Source organism: Pseudoflavonifractor intestinihominis, from assembly GCF_040096055.1.
Taxonomy (GTDB): Bacteria; Bacillota; Clostridia; order Oscillospirales; family Oscillospiraceae; genus Pseudoflavonifractor; species Pseudoflavonifractor intestinihominis.
Genome location: NZ_JBBMFK010000009.1, coordinates 34,363 through 51,744, shown reverse-complemented (window position 1 = coordinate 51,744; position 17,382 = coordinate 34,363). Strand labels below are relative to the sequence as shown.

Annotated in this window: 12 protein-coding genes, 1 tRNA gene, 1 other RNA gene and 1 riboswitch; of the genes, 5 read left to right on the top strand and 9 right to left on the bottom strand. The window is 61.9% G+C overall.

The window, feature by feature from the left end:
* Nucleotides 1–268 precede the first annotated feature (268 nt).
* Complete coding sequence (locus WMO64_RS06960) at nt 269–3,937, top strand: S-layer homology domain-containing protein (RefSeq protein WP_349231506.1); 3,669 nt, start codon at nt 269–271, stop codon at nt 3,935–3,937.
* A gap of 73 nt (nt 3,938–4,010) precedes the next feature.
* On the opposite strand, the gene pepT is transcribed toward WMO64_RS06960, so the two are convergent.
* Complete coding sequence (gene pepT / locus WMO64_RS06955; RefSeq protein WP_349231505.1) at nt 4,011–5,228, bottom strand: peptidase T; 1,218 nt, start codon at nt 5,226–5,228, stop codon at nt 4,011–4,013.
* 181 nt (nt 5,229–5,409) lie between these two features.
* Here pepT and WMO64_RS06950 point away from each other — a divergent pair, with 181 nt between their 5' ends.
* Nucleotides 5,410–6,348, top strand: coding sequence for an alpha/beta hydrolase (locus WMO64_RS06950; protein WP_349231504.1), 939 nt, complete (start codon nt 5,410–5,412; stop codon nt 6,346–6,348).
* Between the two features lie 44 nt (nt 6,349–6,392).
* Here the strand turns inward: WMO64_RS06950 and WMO64_RS06945 are convergent, their stop codons facing one another.
* Nucleotides 6,393–6,896 (bottom strand): SLOG family protein, encoded by a 504-nt coding sequence (locus WMO64_RS06945; RefSeq protein WP_349231503.1) that lies wholly within the window; start codon nt 6,894–6,896, stop codon nt 6,393–6,395.
* Nucleotides 6,897–7,058: 162 nt separating this feature from the next.
* Nucleotides 7,059–7,202, top strand: a riboswitch (FMN riboswitch).
* Nucleotides 7,203–7,297: 95 nt separating this feature from the next.
* Between WMO64_RS06945 and WMO64_RS06940 the strand changes: the two genes are divergently transcribed.
* Nucleotides 7,298–8,005: an ECF transporter S component gene (locus tag WMO64_RS06940; protein WP_349231502.1), complete on the top strand. Its 708-nt coding sequence runs from the start codon at nt 7,298–7,300 to the stop codon at nt 8,003–8,005.
* A 139-nt stretch (nt 8,006–8,144) separates the two neighbouring features.
* Nucleotides 8,145–9,389 carry a DNA polymerase IV gene (gene dinB / locus WMO64_RS06935; RefSeq protein WP_349231501.1) on the top strand — a complete coding sequence of 415 codons (1,245 nt, stop codon included), beginning with the start codon at nt 8,145–8,147 and terminating at the stop codon, nt 9,387–9,389.
* Between the two features lie 58 nt (nt 9,390–9,447).
* Here dinB and WMO64_RS06930 read toward each other — a convergent pair whose 3' ends face one another.
* The 5 genes from WMO64_RS06930 to ffs all read right to left on the bottom strand — a co-directional run bounded on the left by WMO64_RS06930 (nt 9,448) and on the right by ffs (nt 13,815).
* On the bottom strand, nt 9,448–10,578 hold the full coding sequence (locus WMO64_RS06930; protein ID WP_349231500.1) for a DUF362 domain-containing protein: 1,131 nt from the start codon (nt 10,576–10,578) through the stop codon (nt 9,448–9,450).
* A gap of 76 nt (nt 10,579–10,654) precedes the next feature.
* Nucleotides 10,655–11,191, bottom strand: a complete 537-nt coding sequence (locus tag WMO64_RS06925; protein ID WP_294517032.1) for an FUSC family protein — start codon at nt 11,189–11,191, stop codon at nt 10,655–10,657.
* 64 nt (nt 11,192–11,255) lie between these two features.
* A complete protein-coding gene (locus WMO64_RS06920; protein ID WP_349231499.1) occupies nt 11,256–11,603 on the bottom strand; it encodes a YbaB/EbfC family nucleoid-associated protein in 348 nt (115 codons plus the stop codon).
* 40 nt (nt 11,604–11,643) lie between these two features.
* Nucleotides 11,644–13,449 (bottom strand): DNA polymerase III subunit gamma/tau, encoded by a 1,806-nt coding sequence (dnaX, locus tag WMO64_RS06915; RefSeq protein WP_349231498.1) that lies wholly within the window; start codon nt 13,447–13,449, stop codon nt 11,644–11,646.
* Nucleotides 13,450–13,550: 101 nt separating this feature from the next.
* An RNA gene (ffs, locus tag WMO64_RS06910) (signal recognition particle sRNA large type) lies at nt 13,551–13,815 on the bottom strand.
* Nucleotides 13,816–14,284: 469 nt separating this feature from the next.
* Here ffs and WMO64_RS06905 point away from each other — a divergent pair.
* Nucleotides 14,285–14,361, top strand: a tRNA-Ala gene (locus WMO64_RS06905).
* A gap of 46 nt (nt 14,362–14,407) precedes the next feature.
* Here WMO64_RS06905 and WMO64_RS06900 read toward each other — a convergent pair.
* A complete protein-coding gene (locus WMO64_RS06900) occupies nt 14,408–16,006 on the bottom strand; it encodes a recombinase family protein (protein ID WP_349231497.1) in 1,599 nt (532 codons plus the stop codon).
* Between the two features lie 253 nt (nt 16,007–16,259).
* On the bottom strand, nt 16,260–17,336 hold the full coding sequence (locus WMO64_RS06895; RefSeq protein WP_349231496.1) for an AAA family ATPase: 1,077 nt from the start codon (nt 17,334–17,336) through the stop codon (nt 16,260–16,262).
* Between the last annotated feature and the right edge of the window lie 46 nt (nt 17,337–17,382).

Sequence of the window (17,382 nt, the reverse complement as noted above, 5' to 3'; positions counted from 1 at the left end):
TTAAGACTTGCTCCACGCCTCCTCGCAACCTTTTTGACACCTTTCCAGTTCATGGATTTTACAGCTATACCAAACGGAAACACGGTTTTTATTGCAATAGTAATAAAATAGTAATAAATATCGTTTTTTCCTCTTGACCTTGTAACCTTCTCCTGCTATAATCTGTAGCAGCTTTCCAGATGACGGAATTTCAGAGAAACACCATGCTTTCCGGTATATCCCGCATATCCCGCCAATATCTACATTTTTAAAAAGGAGTTGTCTACACTTGAAGAAGAAACTCGCAACTTCCCTTCTGGCCGGCACCCTGGTGCTGGCTCAGGCCGCTCCCGCCTTTGCCGCCGGCGATACCGCGGGCCACTGGGCCCAGGATGCCCTGAACACCTGGCAGAACTACGGCGTTATCAAGGGCGACCAGAACGGCAACCTCATGCCCGACAGCGGCATCACCCGCGGTGAGATGGCCGTGATGCTGGACCGGGTCATGGCCTACCAGCTCAAGGCTCAGAACACCTTCACCGACCTGGATCAGAGCTGGTACACCGACGCCATCCTGGGCGCCAACGCCGCCGGCATCATCATGGGCATGGGCGACGGCACTGTCCAGCCCGGCGCGTCCATCACCCGGCAGGAGACCGCCGTCATGTTCGCCCGCGTGCTGAACCTGGACACCCAGTCCGCCCCCGACGCTGGCTTCCAGGACCAGGCCTCCATCCCCGACTGGGCCGTGGGCGCCGTCAACGCCATGGCCGCCGCCGGCTACATGCAGGGCAGCAACGGCCTGTTCCGCCCCGCCGACACCATCACCCGGGCTGAGGTCGTCACCATTCTGGACAATATCTTCAACGCCAACTACAACGCCTCCGGCGAGTACACCGGCGATGTGGACGGCTCCGCCGTCATCAGCGCCGACGCCGTGACCCTGAAGGACATGCACATCACCGGCGACCTGATCGTGGCCGAGGGCGTGGGCCAGGGCCACGTGGAGCTGAACAACGTCACCGTGGACGGCCGCCTGCTGGTCCGTGGCGGCGGCGCCAACTCCATCGTCATCAAGGGCGACTCCAAGATCGGCCAGATCATTGTCTCCCGCCAGGAGGGCAAGGTCCGCGTGGCCGTGGAGGACGACGCCCAGGTATCCGTGGTGATCGTGGACCAGGGCACCGACTCCGTGAAGCTGGAGGGCGACCTGGGTACGGTCAGCGTGGAGGGCGCCGGCGCCGCCGTGGAGATCTCCGGCCAGGTGGACACCGTCAGCATCACCGAGACCGCCGTGGACGCCACCGTCACCGTGAACAAGGACGCCGCCGTCAGCACCGTGACCACCGCCGCCGAGAACGCCACCCTGACCGTGGCCGGCAAGGTGGAGTCCGTGACCGTGGACGAGAGCGCCGACGGCACCGCCATCAAGACCGAGAGCGGCGCCAAGATCGACTCCGTCATCACCTCCGGCTCCAACACCACCGTGGAGGGCGCCGGTACCGTCAGCAATGTGGAGGCCCAGAACGGCGCCACCGGCACCACCGTCACCACCACCGGCACCAAGGTGGAGAACAACAGCGCCGAGTCCGTCACCACCGGCAACGGCTCCGTGGAGGCCGGCGACACCGCCGTCACCACCAAGCCCTCCACCGGCGGCTCTACCGGCGGCGGCTCCACCGGCGGCACTGTGGACTACGCCGCTCAGGCCAAGGAGGCCCTGAAGAACGCCGTCCAGAACGCCTATCAGTACAAGTATGAGGACGGCTATACTTACGCCGACGTCTACTCCGTGAAGCTGGACGGCGATGCCGCCGTCATCAGCGGCGTCTTCTCCATGACCCAGTTCGGCGACGGCACCGTGGCCATGAACGACGCTGCTCGCTACCTGGGTGCCCTGTACCGCCGGGATAACGGCGCCTCCGTCACCGGCATCGTCTACAACGGCACCGCCTACACCTGGAACGCCCAGGGCACCCTCAAGGGCTCCAACTGGCAGGACAGCGAGGGCAACACCTTGGTCTCCGCCATTGTGAGCGACTTCCAGAGCAAGGGCGCCGTCGGCGCGCTGACCATCAAGGGCAATTACGACACCTCCGTCACCCTGACCCTGGCCTTGGAGGTCACCGCCAACACCGAGGCCGAGCTGAAGGCCATGCTGGCCAGCGGTATGAGCACCGTCAAGCTGGGCGCCTCCTTTGAGGCCTCCGGCAAGATCACCGTCTCCCGCCCCGTCACCATTGACGGCAACGGCATGACCATCACCGCCGCCGAGGGCTGGACCGGCTCCACCAACAGCGACAAGCACCTGCTGGGCATCGAGTCCGACGACGTCACCGTCAAGAACCTGACTCTGAACAGCAGCAGCAAGGCCTACGGCCTGCAGGCCTACTGCGCGGCGGACGTGACCCTGGAGAACGTCACCCTTCAGGGCAGCGTTGGCGCCGGTCTGACCGTCAACAGCTCCTCCGTCACTGCCACCGGCCTGCACACCTCCGGCAACGCCTGGGGCGGCGTGAACATCGACATGAACGTGCCGGATCACGCCACCGTGCTCACCTTTGACGCCACCTCCACCTTCGGCGAGACTGCCGGGGTCTACAGCGACAACGGCGGCGTCACCGTCAACGCCCCCGAGGGCTACGCCTGCGTCCAGAACGGCGGCAAGTACTACTGGAGCCAGCTCTTTGCCGGCGGCTACGGCACCGCTGAGGCCCCCTACCAGGTCGCCACTGCCGCTCAGCTGAGCAAGCTGGTCAGCGGCAGCGACAGCCAGCACCTGGTCTACTACGTTCTGAACAACGACCTGGACCTGAAGGACAGCGTGGACTCCGGCGTGGAGCTGGTGCAGAACATCGTGTTCGACGGCGGCAGCCACAAGATCTCCTCCTCCAGCGCCGGCACCGCCCTGTACGGCGTGTTCCGCACCGTCCGCGGCACCACTGAGATCCGGAATCTGACCTATGATCTCACCAATCTGGACAGCAAGCCCTGGTCCGCCGACCTGGTGCCCCTGATCTACAACGCCGAGGGCACCTCCGCTGACATCAAGATCACCAATGTGCGCATCGAGGGCTCCCACAGCATCGACAGCAACAACGCTCCCTTTGTGATGAACGAGGCCCTGGTCAACTCTACCCTCACCCTGACCGGCTGTGAGATGGCCGCCTCCCTGTCCGGCGACGGCTACAACGCCTGCTTCATCGGCTGGCAGCTGCCCAAGTACGGCGCCGAGACCTGCAACACCAAGATCGTGCTGGACGGCTGCACCGTCTCCGGCGAGCTGAGCTGCCCCCGCGCCTCCATCGTGACCGCCAACGGCTCCAACGCCGCTGCCCGCACCTATGAGTACAAGGGCGACAACACCCTCACCGGCACGGTGCGGGGCACCCTGGTGGCCAAGTACTTCACCGCTGTGTCCGAGACCGACAAGACCGCGTTTGAGGACGCCGCCAAGGCCGGCTTCACCGTCACCGGCGGCCAGCTCTACGTGGACGTGAAGGACGACAACCTGGCCATCTCCATCGAGGAGGATACCGGCAAGCTGGTGGTGACTCCCTCTCAGGACGAGAAGGTGGCCAGCTATGAGATGCGCATCGGCCTGTACACCCACTTCTACACCGCTCAGGGCGCGGAGGGCGGCACCTGGAAGTTCTTCGCCAGCCAGACCGTGGACGCCGCCGACCTGGACAGCCTCGCCCTCTACAACTACCAGTTCGTGGACGCCGCCTATGACGGCCTGGGCGAGCTGACCAAGGACGCCGCCGGCAACGACATCGCCCAGCTGGACGGCAAGACCTGCTATGTGGTCAAGGATTACACCTATCCCGGCGATCCCGACCTGACCGGCTATGTGGGCTCCCCCACTGAGCCCGGCCTGCGCAGCGCCACCATCATCCAGGTCACCGCTTACGACGCCAACGGCGACATTCTCTACACCAGCTCCCTCAAGGGCTGATGCCCAGACAAAAAGCAAGAGGCCGGACCCCTGTGGGGTCCGGCCTCTTTATCGCATTTGCACTGTTGTGTTTTTACTCCTCCACCGTCACCAGGTTGATGAGCACCTCCACCATCTTCTCCAGGCTCTCCACGGGGATATACTCGTGGACGCCGTGGAAGTTGACGCCGCCGGTGGACAGGTTGGGACAGGGCAGGCCCATATAGCTCAGCCGGGCGCCGTCGGTGCCGCCCCGGATGGGCACCACCTGGGGCGTGACCCCCGCCTTCTCCATGGCCGCCCGGGCCCGGAGGATGAGGTACATATGGGGCTCGATCTGCTCCTTCATGTTGTAATAGGAGTCCTTCAGATAGAGCTCCACGGTACCCTCGCCGTACTTGCCGTTGAGATAGGCGGCCACACGGCCCAGGTACTGCTTCCGCTCCTCGAACTTCTCCCGGTCATGGTCCCGGATGATGAAGTGGAGCTCGGACTCGGTCTCGTCGCCCTTCATGGCGTGGAGGTGGTAGAAGCCCTCGTAGCCCTCGGTGTGGGCCGGGGTCTCGGCGGGCGGCATCATGTTCATGAACTCGATGGCCATCAGCAGGGCATTCTTCATCTTGTTCTTGGCCGAGCCGGGGTGGATGTTCACGCCGTGGATATAGACCCCGGCATTGGCGGCGTTGAAGTTCTCATACTCGATCTCGCCCAGCTCGCCGCCGTCCACGGTGTAGGCCACGGCGGCGCCGAAGCCCTCCACGTCGAAGTGGTCGGCCCCATGGCCCACCTCCTCGTCGGGGGTGATGCCCACGGCGATGCGGCCGTGCCGCACCTCAGGGTGGGCCGCCAGGTACTCCACAGCGGTAAAGATCTCCGCCACGCCCGCCTTGTCGTCGGCGCCCAGCAGGGTGGTGCCGTCGGTGACGATCAGGTTCTGTCCCCTGTAGCGGGCCAGGCTCTCAAACTCCGCCTCCCGCATGACGATGCCCTTCTCCTCGTTGAGGACCAGGTCGCCCCCCTCATAGGCCACGATCCGGGGCTTCACGCCGGCGCCGGAGGCGTCGGGCGAGGTGTCCATGTGGGCGATGAGGCCCACGCAGGGCACACCCTCACAGCCGGGGCTGGCGGGCAGCCAGGCGTACACATAGCCGTGGTCGTCCATATGGGCGTTCTGGAGCCCCATCTGGGACAGCTCGGCGGCCAGGGCCGCGCCCAGAATTTTCTGTTTCTCCGTGGAGGGTACGGTGGTACTGTTCTCATCAGACTGGGTATCATAGGCTACGTAGCGGAGAAACCGTTCTGCTGCACTCATGTTTCAGGCTTCCTTTCTGCATCCAGGTGCCCCGTCCGGACAGAGCGCCGGGGTTGTATATTGACGAACGTTCCCGTTCAGGATAGACTGGTATCAGGACCACATTTCTCTCCCGCCCGCCGTTCCTCCGGCGGGATACACAGGGTTGTTCTTATTTTAACACAAAAGGAGTGGATTTTCCATGGCGAATCTGCGTGAATTTACCTACCCCTCCAGCGACGGCATCCACCAGGTCCACGCCGCCGAGTGGACGCCGGAAAACGGCGGCCCCAGGGCGGTGGTCCAGCTGGTCCACGGTATTTCGGAATATATTCTGCGGTACGACGGCTTTGCCCGTTTTCTGGCCGACCACGGCTTTGTGGTGGTGGGCAACGACCACCTGGGCCACGGCGGCACCGCCACCGGTCCCGAGGAGTACGGTTTCCTGGCGGAAAAGGACGGCTGGGCCCACATCACCGACGATGTGCGCCTGCTGCGGGTGCTCACCGGCGAGCGGTACAGCGGCCTGCCCTACTTCCTGATGGGCCACTCCATGGGCTCCTTTGTGGCCCGCACCTACCTGATCCGCTGGCCCGGCACCCTGGACGGCTGCATCCTCTCGGGCACAGGCCAGGAGTCCGCCGCCACCGTGTCCTTCGGCAAGGCGGTGCTGGCCATGTTCGGCGCCATCCGGGGGTACCGCGTGCCCTGCAAGTTCTTCAACGACCTGTCCATTGGGATGTACAATCGGAAGTTCGCCCCCAACCGCACCGGCGCGGACTGGATCTCCCGAGACAACAACGTAGTGGACGCCTACGTGACCGACCCCCTGTGCTCCTTCCTGCCCACGGCCGGCATGAGCCGGGACATGATGGAGGGCCTCCAGTTCATCGCCGACCAGAACAACCTGGCCCGGATGGACCCGGAAACCCCCATCTACCTCTTCTCCGGCGACCAGGACCCGGTGGGCGCCATGGGCGAGGGCGTGCGGAAGGTATACGGCTTCTTCCAGGACGCAGGCGTCCGGGACGTGACCATGAAGCTCTACCCCGGCGGACGCCACGAGATGCTCAACGAGACCAACCGGGACCAGGTCTACCAGGACGTGCTCGCCTGGCTGGAGGACCACATGAAGGCATAAAACAGACAGCGGAGCACCGGAATTCTCTCCGGTGCTCCGCTTTGTCATGTCTCCACGTCCAGAATATTCACTTCCAGGCCCTTTTTCATGGCGTAGGACAGGGTGTACATGGTGCCGCCCAGCACGCCGCCGTATACCGCGATGATCATGGACGACCGGTCCACCATGTACCGGTCCCGCCGGAGCATGCAGCCCCTGTCGTAGTGGTGCTGGACCATGGTCTCATAGTCGCACTGGGCAACCAGCCTGAAATACCGGTTCCGGTCCCGCTCCTTCCAGTGGGCGGCCTGCTCCTCGCAGGGCAGGGCGGCCTCCACGGTGACCCCGGGCCGCCGCTCCCGCAGGGCCAGGACCGCCTCGCAGAAGTAGAAGTCCGCCCCCCGGGCCATGCCGCAGATGAAGTGGCGCATGCCCTTGTTATAGGCGTCCTCCAGGGCGGCTGCCAGCCGCTCCTTCAGCGCCACGCAGCGGGGGTCCCACTCGTCGTCCCGCCAGGGCAGCTTGTCGGGCCGGTGGCCCGTAAAACAGCAGGTGGTCTCTCGTTCCATGGCGCTCTCCTCACTGGCTTCTTCATTTTCGTCGTGTCCATTCTAGTATATCCAGCGGCCCAAGTCAACGCCATATTCGAACACCAGTGCGAAAACTTTTTTCAAAAAAGGCTTGCATTCTGTTTCACACACGCTATAATAGCCTTAGAACAACTGAACAGAAAATGTCTTCAGGGCAGGGTGAAAATCCCGATCGGCGGTATAGTCCGCGACCCGCAGCAATTGCGGCTGACCCGGTGCAACTCCGGGACCGACAGTGACGCGCACAACGCTCCATGCGCGAAGTCTGGATGGAAGAAGATGTGTTAATGCGATGGATGATACACCTCCTCCTTGATTGTATTTAACACCTGAAAGGCATTGCTTTTCAGGTGTTACTTTGCTTTCAGGAGTGTTTTTTTATGTCCGTTATGTCCTCTTCCCTCCCCAATTCCAGCGCCAAGCGGCTGGATGTGCGCACCGTCGTCTGCACCGGTATGCTCTGCGCCATCGCCTATGTGGTCATGCTCGTATCCAAGACCATCTTTGCCCCCCTCACCGTGGTCGGGTTCCTCACCTTCGACATGAAGGACGTGATCATCGCCATCGGCGGCTTCCTGTACGGCCCCCTCAACGCCCTGTGCATCTCCGTGGTCACCTCCCTCATCGAGATGGTCACCGTCAGTGACACCGGTCCCATCGGCCTGCTGATGAACGTGCTGTCCACCATCGCCTTTGTCTGCCCCGCCGCCTTTATCTACAAGCGCCGTCAGAAGCTCTCCGCCGCCGTGGTGGGCCTGGTCATCGGCGGCATCCTGATGACCGCCATCATGCTGCTGTGGAACTACCTCATCACCCCCCTGTACATGAATGTCCCCCGGGACGTGGTGGTCGCCATGCTGCCCACCGCCTTCCTCCCCTTCAACCTGGTCAAGGCCCTGATGAACGGCGCCCTCACCATGCTGCTCTACAAGCCCGTTGTCACCGCCCTGCGCAAGGCCCGTCTGGTCCCCGAGCATGAGAGCTCCGGTCAGGCCCACAAGCGCCGCACCATTGGTGTTACCATTGTGGCCATTATCCTGCTGGCCACTGCCGTGCTGCTGGGTCTGGTTCTGTCCGGCGTGATCTGAGCCCGCTTCTCTCTGCCCCGCCCGATCCTCTCTCCGGGCGGGGCATTTTTATAGGCCGAATATAGAACATAAGTTTGACTTTTTCCATCCCGGAGGTTATACTGTTCTTGAGAAAGGCGGTACGAAAGGGGTGAATGCCATGGACCGGACCATACTCCACTGTGACCTCAACAGCTTCTACGCCTCGGTGGAGCTGCTCTCCCTGCCCGAGCTGCGGGAGAGCGGAAAGCCGGTGGCCGTGTGCGGCGACCCCACCTCCCGCCATGGCATCATCCTGGCCAAGAACGAGCCCGCCAAGGCCATGGGGGTCAAGACCGCCGAGACCATCTGGCAGGCCAGGCAGAAGTGCCCCGATCTGGTGCTCCTCCCCGCCCACCGGGACCAATACCGGAAGTACTCCCGCATGGTCAACGCCATCTACGACCGGTTCACCGACCTGGTGGAGCCCTTCTCCATCGACGAGAGCTGGCTGGATATCACCGGCTCCATGCACCTGTGGGGCGGGGACGGAAAGGCCATTGCCGACCGCATCCGGGAGACGGTGAAGGCGGAGACCGGCCTGACCGTGTCGGTGGGGGTGTCCTTCAACAAGGTCTTTGCCAAGATGGGCAGCGACTACAAGAAGCCGGACGCCACCACGGTCATCACCCGGGAGAACTTCCGCCGGCTCCTCTGGCCCCTGCCGGTGACCGACCTGCTCTTTGTGGGCGGCGCGGCGGCCAAGGTGCTCCGCAGCTACGGCGTCCAGACCATCGGGGATCTGGCCCGGTTCGACCCCCAGGCCCTGGTGGCCATTCTGGGCAAGCAGGGCGCCGCCCTCCACAGCTATGCCGCCGGGACGGAGCACGAGCCGGTGATCCCCGCCCGGGACCTGCCGCCCCCCAAGTCGGTGGGCAGCGGCCTCACCTTCCGGCGCAACCTGCTGGGGCTGGAGGACGTGCGCACCGGCCTGTCCGCCCTGTCCGACGAGGTGGCCGCCCGGCTGCGGCGGCACGGCCTCAAGTGCACCACCGTGCAGGTCACCATCCGGGACCCCGGTTTCCGGGACATCTGCCGCCAGAAGCGGCTCCCCGCCCCCACCTATGTGTCCCGGGACATCGCCGACGCCGCCCTGGAGCTGCTGCTCTCCTCCTGGAACCTGAAGCAGCCTATCCGGGCCCTCACCGTCACCGGCCAGAATCTGGTGGACGAGGCCGACGCCGGGGAGCAGCTGGATCTGTTCGCCGCCAATGCCGCCCCCCACCGGGACAAGCTGGAGCGGCTGGAGCGGGCCATGGACAAGATCCGGGACAAGTACGGCGGCGGGGCCATCACCTTCGCCTCCACCGTCCGGGGCGAGGCCGGCAGCAGCCAGCGCCAGGACGACGTGCCCCCTGTGGACTGACAGAAAAACGCCCCGCCTGCCCGATATGGGCAGGCGGGGCGTCTTGTCTCAGGGGTTTTTACTTCACGGTGATCAGCTCATAGGAGCGGGTACCCAGGCCGATCTTCTCGGCGTGCTCCAGGCAGGCCTTCCACTCGGAGTCGGGCTCCAGGTTCTTGAAGTGGTCGTGGTGGTCGCAGAAGCCGGGGGCGTGCATCTTCTCATCCAGCTCGGAGCCGGGCAGAGGCTCCTGCCGCAGGCAGGCGTCGGCACAGGCCTGGTCCAGGGCCACCGGGTCAAAGGAGGCGAACATGCCCAGGTCGGGCAGCACCGGCACGTCGTTGCTGCCGTAGCAGTCGCACAGGGGGGACACGTCGATGACCAGGCTGATGTGGAAGTTGGGACGGCCGTCCACCACTGCCTTGGCGTACTCGGCCATCTTGCAGTCCAGAATGGCGTTGGTGTTATTCTCCAGGTTGGCAATGGCGTCAAAGTTACAGGCGCCCAGGCAGCGGCCGCAGCCCACGCAGCGGTCGTGGTCAATGCGGGCCTTGCCGTCGGTACCGTCAAAGAAGATGGCGTCCTGGCCACAGCTTCTGGCGCAGGCGTGGCACTTGCGGCACTTGCTCTCGTCCACCACCGGCTTGCCGGCATTGTGCTGCTCCATCTTGCCCGCACGGCTGCCGCAGCCCATGCCGATGTTCTTCAGGGCGCCGCCGAAGCCGGTGGCCTCATGGCCCTTGAAGTGGCTCAGGCTGATGAACACATCCGCGTCCATGATGGCACGGCCGATCTTGGCCTCCTTCACGTACTCGCCGCCCACCACGGGGACGGCCACGTCGTCGGTGCCCTTCACGCCGTCGCCGATGATGATGTGGCAGCCGGTGCTGAAGGGGCTGAAGCCGTTGGTATAGGCGGCGTTCAGATGGTCGTAGGCGTTCTTCCGCTGGCCCACGTAGAGGGTGTTGCAGTCGGTGAGGAAGGGCATGCCGCCCAGCTCCTTCACCACGTCGGCCACCACCTTGGCCCAGTTGGGACGCAGGTAGGCCATGTTGCCCGGCTCGCCGAAGTGCATCTTGATGGCCACCAGCTTCTTCTCAAAGTCAATGTCCCCGATGCCCGCGGTGCGGATCAGCTTCTCCAGCTTGGTCAGCTGGTTCTGGCCGGGCTTGGTGCGCATGCTGGTAAAATATACTTTTGCCTTCTCCATCACAATCTCTCCTTTATATCTCCGCCGGATGAGGCGGTCCCGGTTCCCGCTCCGGACCAGACCCTATCCGGTGTTGTTACTCCGTTTCCCCGGCGTCCTTCCTCCTGTCGGGCAGCAGATGGTTGATTCCCACCGCCACCACAATGCCCACAATGGTCTCCATCACCCGGAACAGGGTATAGAAGTACCGCTCCGGGCCGCCGTGGTTGAGAATCACCACGCACACCAGCACACTGCCGATGGAGCAGGCGCTCGGGCGGCGGATCAGATTGCATATCCACATGGTGAGAACAATGCCCATGCCGATCATGAGCCCCAGAAAAATAGGCTGCTCCACCAGGTCGTCCACAAACAGAATGACCAGGCCCACCAGGCCGCCGATACAGGTGCCGATGACCCGGGACACGCCCTGCCGCACCGACTGCGCCACCGAGCTCTGCATACAGATAACGGCCGCAATACAAGCGTAAAATGGTCCCACGTCTTTCAGCGGGTCATACTCCCCCACCGGCATTCTCAGCCAGAAGGGCAGAAAAATAAAGTAGCACAGCACCACAGCCACAGCGGTTTTCACCATGCGCATGCCTACGCCGGGGACATTGATTTTCTCCACAAAGACCTCCTTGAGAGTGCGCGGAGGAGACAGGAAGCCCCTGTCTCCTCCGTATGGCTCGGATTTAGAACGGCAGGTTCAGTCCGCCGGTAATCTGACGCATATTGTTGGCCATGTCGGTCTCCGCGCTGCGGATAGCCTCGTTCACGGCGGCCACGATCATGTCCTGGAGCATCTCCACGTCCTCCGGGTCCACCGCCTCGGGGTCGATGGTCAGGGACACCAGTTCCCGCTTGCCGGTGACCGTGGCGGAGACCACGCCGCCGCCGGCCTGGGCGCTGTACTCCTTGGCCTCCAGCTCAGCCTGCATCTTCTGCATGTTCTCCTGCATCTTCTGGGCCTGCTTGATCATATTCATGTTGATGCCGCCGCCCATGCCGCCCATTCCGGCGCGTCCAAAGCCTTTCGCCATGGTTCATTCTCCTTTCAGCCCGCCCTCCGGGCGGAAACTGTTATTTGATGATGATATTGTCAAACTGCTGCCCAAAGGCCAGCAGGTCGTCCAGCTTGTCGTGGGCCGGAGGGTCTGCCGCAGGTGCTGCCGGAGCGGCGCTCACCGGAGGCGCCTGGCCCACCGTCACCGTCACCCGCATCTGTCCCCCCAGCCGGGCGGAGGCCGCCTGGGCCACCACGCTGAGGATGCCCGGCTTGTTGATCATGGACCGGGTGAAATCGCTCTCTGCGTACAGGGTAATCATGCTTCCCTCCGCCCGGCCCTGCACCATGGCGGGGTTGGACAGGAAGGTATACTCCCCCATGGGGATGCGCCCCTTCAGGGAGGCGACCAGCTCGGGCCAGAAATCTCCCCCCGGAGCGCTCTGTGCCGCCGGGGCAGTCTGGACCGCAGTGGGCCGGGCCGGGGCGCTCTGTTGGGTCGGAGCCTGCCGGACCGGCTCCGCCGTCCGCTGAGGCTGGGCCGCCGGTCTGGCGGCTTCCTCTTCGGCAACCGGGTTTACCCGCTCTCCCGGCTCCTCCGGCAGAGGCGGGCGCTCCTCCTCCCAGGGAGGACGGTCCTCGCTCCGGGCAGGCGCCGTCTGTTTGGGCGGCTGCTGGGCCGCCGGGGCAGTCGTCTGCTTTGCCGGCGGGCTCTGGACCTGCTGTACGGGGATGGCTTCCCCCGACAGCCGCTCCTCCAGCCGGGTCAGCCGGGCATTCAGTCCGGCCGGGCTGGGGTCCAGGGTCTCGTCGCACAGCCGGATGAGGCACAGCTCCGCGTCGGTCCGCCGGTTGCCGCTGCGGGACAGGTCGGCGCTGGTGGCCTGGAGCTGGGTCAGGATCTGGGCCAGCCGGGCCGGCGTGAACAGCCGGTCCAGACGGCGGAGGGTGGTCTCGTCATATCCCCCTGTCAGCAGGGCGGTCCCGCTCTGGGGCGCGGTCTTGCGGATCAGCAGGTCCCGGGCCAGGGCGGACAGCTCGTTCAGCAGGCTGCCCACGTCCTTGCCTGCGCCGTACAGCCGGGCCAGGGTCTCCAGGGCTCCGGCGGTCTCCTTTTTGGCGATCTGCTCCATCAGAGCAGCCGTCTCCAGGTTGCCCGCCAGGCCCAGGGCGGAGAGCACCTCCGCCTCGCCAATGGTGCCCGAGGGGTTGACGCACTGGTCCAGCAGGGACAGGGCGTCCCGCAGGCCGCCGTCTGCCAGCCGGGCCAGCAGGGCCGCGCCCTCGGCGGTCAGGCCGATGCCCTCCTGCTCCGCCACATAGCTCAGCCGCCGGGCGATGTCCCCGGGCAGAATCCGCTTGAAGGCGAACTGCTGGCACCGGGACTTGATGGTGGCCGGCACCTTGTGCAGCTCGGTGGTGGCCAGGATGAACATCAGGTGCTCCGGGGGCTCCTCCAGAATCTTCAGCAGGGCGTTGAAGGCGGCGGTGGACAGCATGTGGACCTCGTCCACGATGTACACCCGCTTGCGGACTGCGGCGGGGGTGTATACCGCCTCATCCCGCAGGGCGCGGACCTGATCCACGCCGTTGTTGGAGGCGGCGTCCAGCTCCAGCACGTCCAGGATGGAGCCGTTCTCAATGCCCAGACAGGAGGGGCACTGGTTGCAGGGATTGCCGTCCACCGGGTGCTCGCAGTTGACCGCCCGGGCCAGAATCTTGGCGCAGGTGGTCTTACCGGTGCCCCGGGTGCCGGTGAAGAGGTAGGCGTGGGACAGGCGGCCGGTGGCCACCTGCCGCTTGAGGGTGTCGGTAATATGGCTCTGGCCCACCACATCGTCAAAGGTCCTGGGCCGCCACTTGCGGTAGAGCGCCTGATACATGTTCCTCCCACCCCTTCTGCTTTTCAGGATAAAAAAAGAGAGCGAGCGAGCCAAGTCGCTTCGCTCTCCGCACTGCCTTCCGCGTCCGGCGCAAGGCAAGGCCGCACACCGGCCTTTGGAGTCTGTGCTATGCCCGTAACCCTTACAGCCAGCTCGGAAACGGGAATTCCGCGGCACACGGGGCATTCCGTTTAGTGCTGCTCGGTTCCCCGCCTGACACGGTTCGCGGGGCCCCGTTGCGCGGGACCGATTCCTCATCGCCGCTTATAAGGAGCAGACGGCACAGCAGAGATCCGGGGGCCGGGATTCATCCCCGCTGTAGCGGATTGCGGGTACAGGGCACCGCTATCTCCCCGACTAGTGCGGCCTTGCCTTAGGCCGGACGGAGGTCGTCTAGTCATCGGAAGGCTGATACCGATTTATCATACATCATTTTTCCCGATTTATCAATATCCACGTTCCAAGTTTTTTGATTTGAATGAAAAAAATTTTCTTGCATTTTGCGAAATCAGTGCTATAATAATATGCGTGTCTGCCAGAGCTCTTTGCGGCAGTCCGATTCATATGGGCCTGTAGCTCAGCTGGGAGCGCACGCGGTACAGTTATATGCCCCCTCTTTTGGGCCGGTGGCTCACATGGCTCCCATCCGGTTCGCATCCCCTTTTATTAAAACTTCATACCATCATATATTTGGTCCGGTAACTCGCTTGACAGTCAACCGTGACAGATATATGGGCCCATAGCTCAGCTGGGAGCGCAAAGGGTTCGGTTTTCTGCCACATCTATAATTTCATATTGCTTTATTCTTCTGTTCCGCTTTTGGAACTGTTGATTTGGGCCCGTAGCTCAGTCTGGGAGAGCGTACGGTTCGCATCCGTAAGGTCGAGGGTTCGATCCCCTTCGGGTCCACCACACTCGGGAGATCTCGTTTTGAGATCTCCCGAGTTTTTTCATGTTTTCAGGATGCACGATAGTACACACTCTTGTCCCCTTCGGGATACAGGAAGTCGAAGAACTGTGTGACGCTGATTTTAAATTCCACTTCGATTTCAAAATTCTTTCCGATATTCACCCGCTCAATGAGCTGCCGCAGGATCATCTTCTTTCCCTCGATACTACTCCCCGCATATAGGTCGGCCCAGGACATAATCTTGTCATACTCCTTTTGGACGGCAACGGCAGAGCTCTTCAAATCAGCCGCTTTTTCCTTGGCCTGTTCCAATTCCTGGGCCAGCGCCGCCAGTTTGCTTCGGGTGTCCTCTATCATCTCGCCGAGGATATCCGCTCCAAAACTGCCAGTCCCATTGATGGTTTTGATGATCTCTTTCTTGTAGCTCTCCAGCTCCCGTTCTGCGGCGGCATGGAGTTTCTCCAGATTCGCCACTGAACTGTTTGCCAGTTGGAGTTCTTTTTCCCGCTGCTTTTGAATGAGCTGGCTCCTGGGTGCAGTCTTCATCCGCTCAAAGAGTTGAATGACGATCTTATCAATAATGCCGTCCAGTTTCTCGCCGGAATAGCCTGTCTGTCCGTCACAGTCCTGAGGATGGCGGATCTTGTAGTGGCAGGCGTATCGGATACGGGTTTCCCGTTTGGGCTCACCCTTGGCGCGTCTGCCGCTGCTTGTGGTCAGCACCAGCTTAGAACCGCAGTGGGCACAGTAGACCATCCCTGAGAGCAGCGCCTTCCCCTTGGAGTTAAAAGGCACCTCATTGTGGTGCATTGTCCTGGCTTCCATCAACTCCTGTGCCCGCTCATACAGATCCAGAGGAACGATTTGCAGCTCCGGAAAGATTTCTGAGCGTGTTTCCCCACTGCGCAGGATTCCCACATACATGATGTTCTTCAGCATTTTGATGATGGTGGTATTGGCGAAGTTGGTCCCCTTTCGGTTGAGATAGCCGTTGTTATATAGCCACCGGGACAACCGCTGTGCGCCGAATCCCTCATAGACATATTTTTCAAAGATGATGCGCACCACCGCAGCTTCATCCGGGTCAATCAGAATTTCGTTGACTTCGTGATTCTTTTTATTGAAGCGCCCCTGCTTTTCCAGGCGGTATCCATAAGGAACGATCCCGCCGCGGAACCTCCCCTCCTGCACGATTTGCGAAAGGCGTGTCTTTGTTCGGGCAGAGGTTTTGAGGCTCTCGCCGGAGGCCTGCCAGTAACGGATATAGTTCAGCAGTTTGTCGATATGATCGTCCATCTTCTGCTGCCCTTCCATTGCGCTCCACACTTCGATTCCGTTGCGGATGAACCACTCTACTACGAAGGGTGTCTCATCGTCCCGCCGCCCCAGGCGGTCGAACATGAACACCAGCAGGATGTCAAACTTCCGTTCCTCAGCGTCCTGGCGGATCTCTTGAATCGCGTCGCGGTCAGCGGCAGCCACCTTGAAACCCGAGACACCTTTTTCCGCAAATTCTTTGATGATCGTCCATCCCTGGCTTTCCGCAAATTCACGGCAGTATTGTTTCTGCATCGGGATATCATCTTTTTCTACCTGTCCTTTGGTAGAGACTCGATAGAGGCAATATACTCTCTTGTTTTTTTCCATGATTGCACCTTGTCCTTTCTGGTGTAGGACTGCGGTGCATATCTTTTTTCATGTCGTTTCCTCCAAACCGCAGATAAAGTGGGTCCGGGCTTCTGCCCGGAAATTATGCGGAAGGCGGGCGGCGGCTGTGCCGGTGACCAGACAAACGCGATGCTGGCCACCTCCAAGGAGGTGATTCTCCCGCGCCGAACACCCTCACTCCTCCTTCGGCCACAAGCGGCCCAACACGGCGTTTCTTTTGCCTTGCGGGAGTTTACTCGCCGCACCTGGAAACCGCCCGCAAATCGCCACACAGCGCCTTGACAGGGTCGATAGGGACGATTTCTCCGGCACCCTCCAAATCAACACTATCGGCACGACGCAGCTCAATTACTCGTTTTCCATTGCTGCGGCGAACCGTTGCCTGAATGCCGTTTTTTCTTAGGGCCTCAATGCTTTGCAGGATTAATCTTGAAATCTTTTTGGGCGTTACCCCTTCGATTCTGTCAGGGTCGATCTTTTCGGAGAGCTCCGTGGGAGTGCCGATAAATATTGTTCTGCTGCTCATAAACGCAGAGAGGAGAACAACGATTTGCCCCTCCAATTGTTCAGGCTGTGTCCGGCTGTCCGAAACCAACTCCCACACATTTTCACCGCCGCGTTCCAATTCCAACTCCCGGTATTCGATGTCTCGGCCCACGCATGTCAGTCTGGCCCTGCCGCTGCCCCACTTCTCTTCCACCAAGGTAAAGCTGGAATCCACTGCACCGCTGATAGCGGTGGTACCAGAGATCCGGTGGAACACATCCTCCGCCTTTTCCTTGCGCAGATGATGGATGAGCAGGATGGCGATGCCGTGCTTGTCTGCCTGCCGCTTGAGCACAGACAGATCCCGGTAGTCATTGGCGTAGGTGGCGTCGTGTACCGGTCGGACCATCTGCAGGGTGTCGATAATGACCAGCACGGTGTCGGGGTGTGCGGCGACAAATGCGTCCACCTGTTCCTCCAACCCTTGGCCGATGAGGGTGCACTCCGTGCAGAAGTGGACGCTGTCTGGTGCGTCCTCCGTGATTTCAAAGAGTCGATTCTGGATGCGGAGGACGGAATCCTCCAGACAGAGATAGAGGGTGGTGCCCTGCTTGGTGGTCATGTTCCAGACCGGTTCTCCCTTGGCAACTGTCACCGCCAGCCATAGAGCAAGCCAGGACTTGCCCACCTTTGGTGAGCCAGCCAGGATGTGCAGACCCTGAGAGATCAGGGTGTCCACCACAAAATTGGGCGGCTCCAGCGGACGATCCATCAGGGTTCTGCCGTCCACTGTAATCAGGGGATGGTTCATTTTGTTGTTCATGCTTGGTACCTCCATTTCAAGAATTTGAATACAAAAAGCTCCCACC

What these genes read in the sequence shown, in the direction of transcription:
- pepT (WP_349231505.1), bottom strand. Translation starts at nt 5,228, where the DNA reads ATGAGTGCAGCAGAACGGTTTCTCCGCTACGTAGCCTATGATACCCAG.
- WMO64_RS06950 (WP_349231504.1), top strand. Translation starts at nt 5,410, where the DNA reads ATGGCGAATCTGCGTGAATTTACCTACCCCTCCAGCGACGGCATCCAC.
- WMO64_RS06945 (WP_349231503.1), bottom strand. Translation starts at nt 6,896, where the DNA reads ATGGAACGAGAGACCACCTGCTGTTTTACGGGCCACCGGCCCGACAAG.
- WMO64_RS06940 (WP_349231502.1), top strand. Translation starts at nt 7,298, where the DNA reads ATGTCCGTTATGTCCTCTTCCCTCCCCAATTCCAGCGCCAAGCGGCTG.
- dinB (WP_349231501.1), top strand. Translation starts at nt 8,145, where the DNA reads ATGGACCGGACCATACTCCACTGTGACCTCAACAGCTTCTACGCCTCG.
- WMO64_RS06930 (WP_349231500.1), bottom strand. Translation starts at nt 10,578, where the DNA reads ATGGAGAAGGCAAAAGTATATTTTACCAGCATGCGCACCAAGCCCGGC.
- WMO64_RS06920 (WP_349231499.1), bottom strand. Translation starts at nt 11,603, where the DNA reads ATGGCGAAAGGCTTTGGACGCGCCGGAATGGGCGGCATGGGCGGCGGC.
- dnaX (WP_349231498.1), bottom strand. Translation starts at nt 13,449, where the DNA reads ATGTATCAGGCGCTCTACCGCAAGTGGCGGCCCAGGACCTTTGACGAT.
- WMO64_RS06900 (WP_349231497.1), bottom strand. Translation starts at nt 16,006, where the DNA reads ATGGAAAAAAACAAGAGAGTATATTGCCTCTATCGAGTCTCTACCAAA.
- WMO64_RS06895 (WP_349231496.1), bottom strand. Translation starts at nt 17,336, where the DNA reads ATGAACAACAAAATGAACCATCCCCTGATTACAGTGGACGGCAGAACC.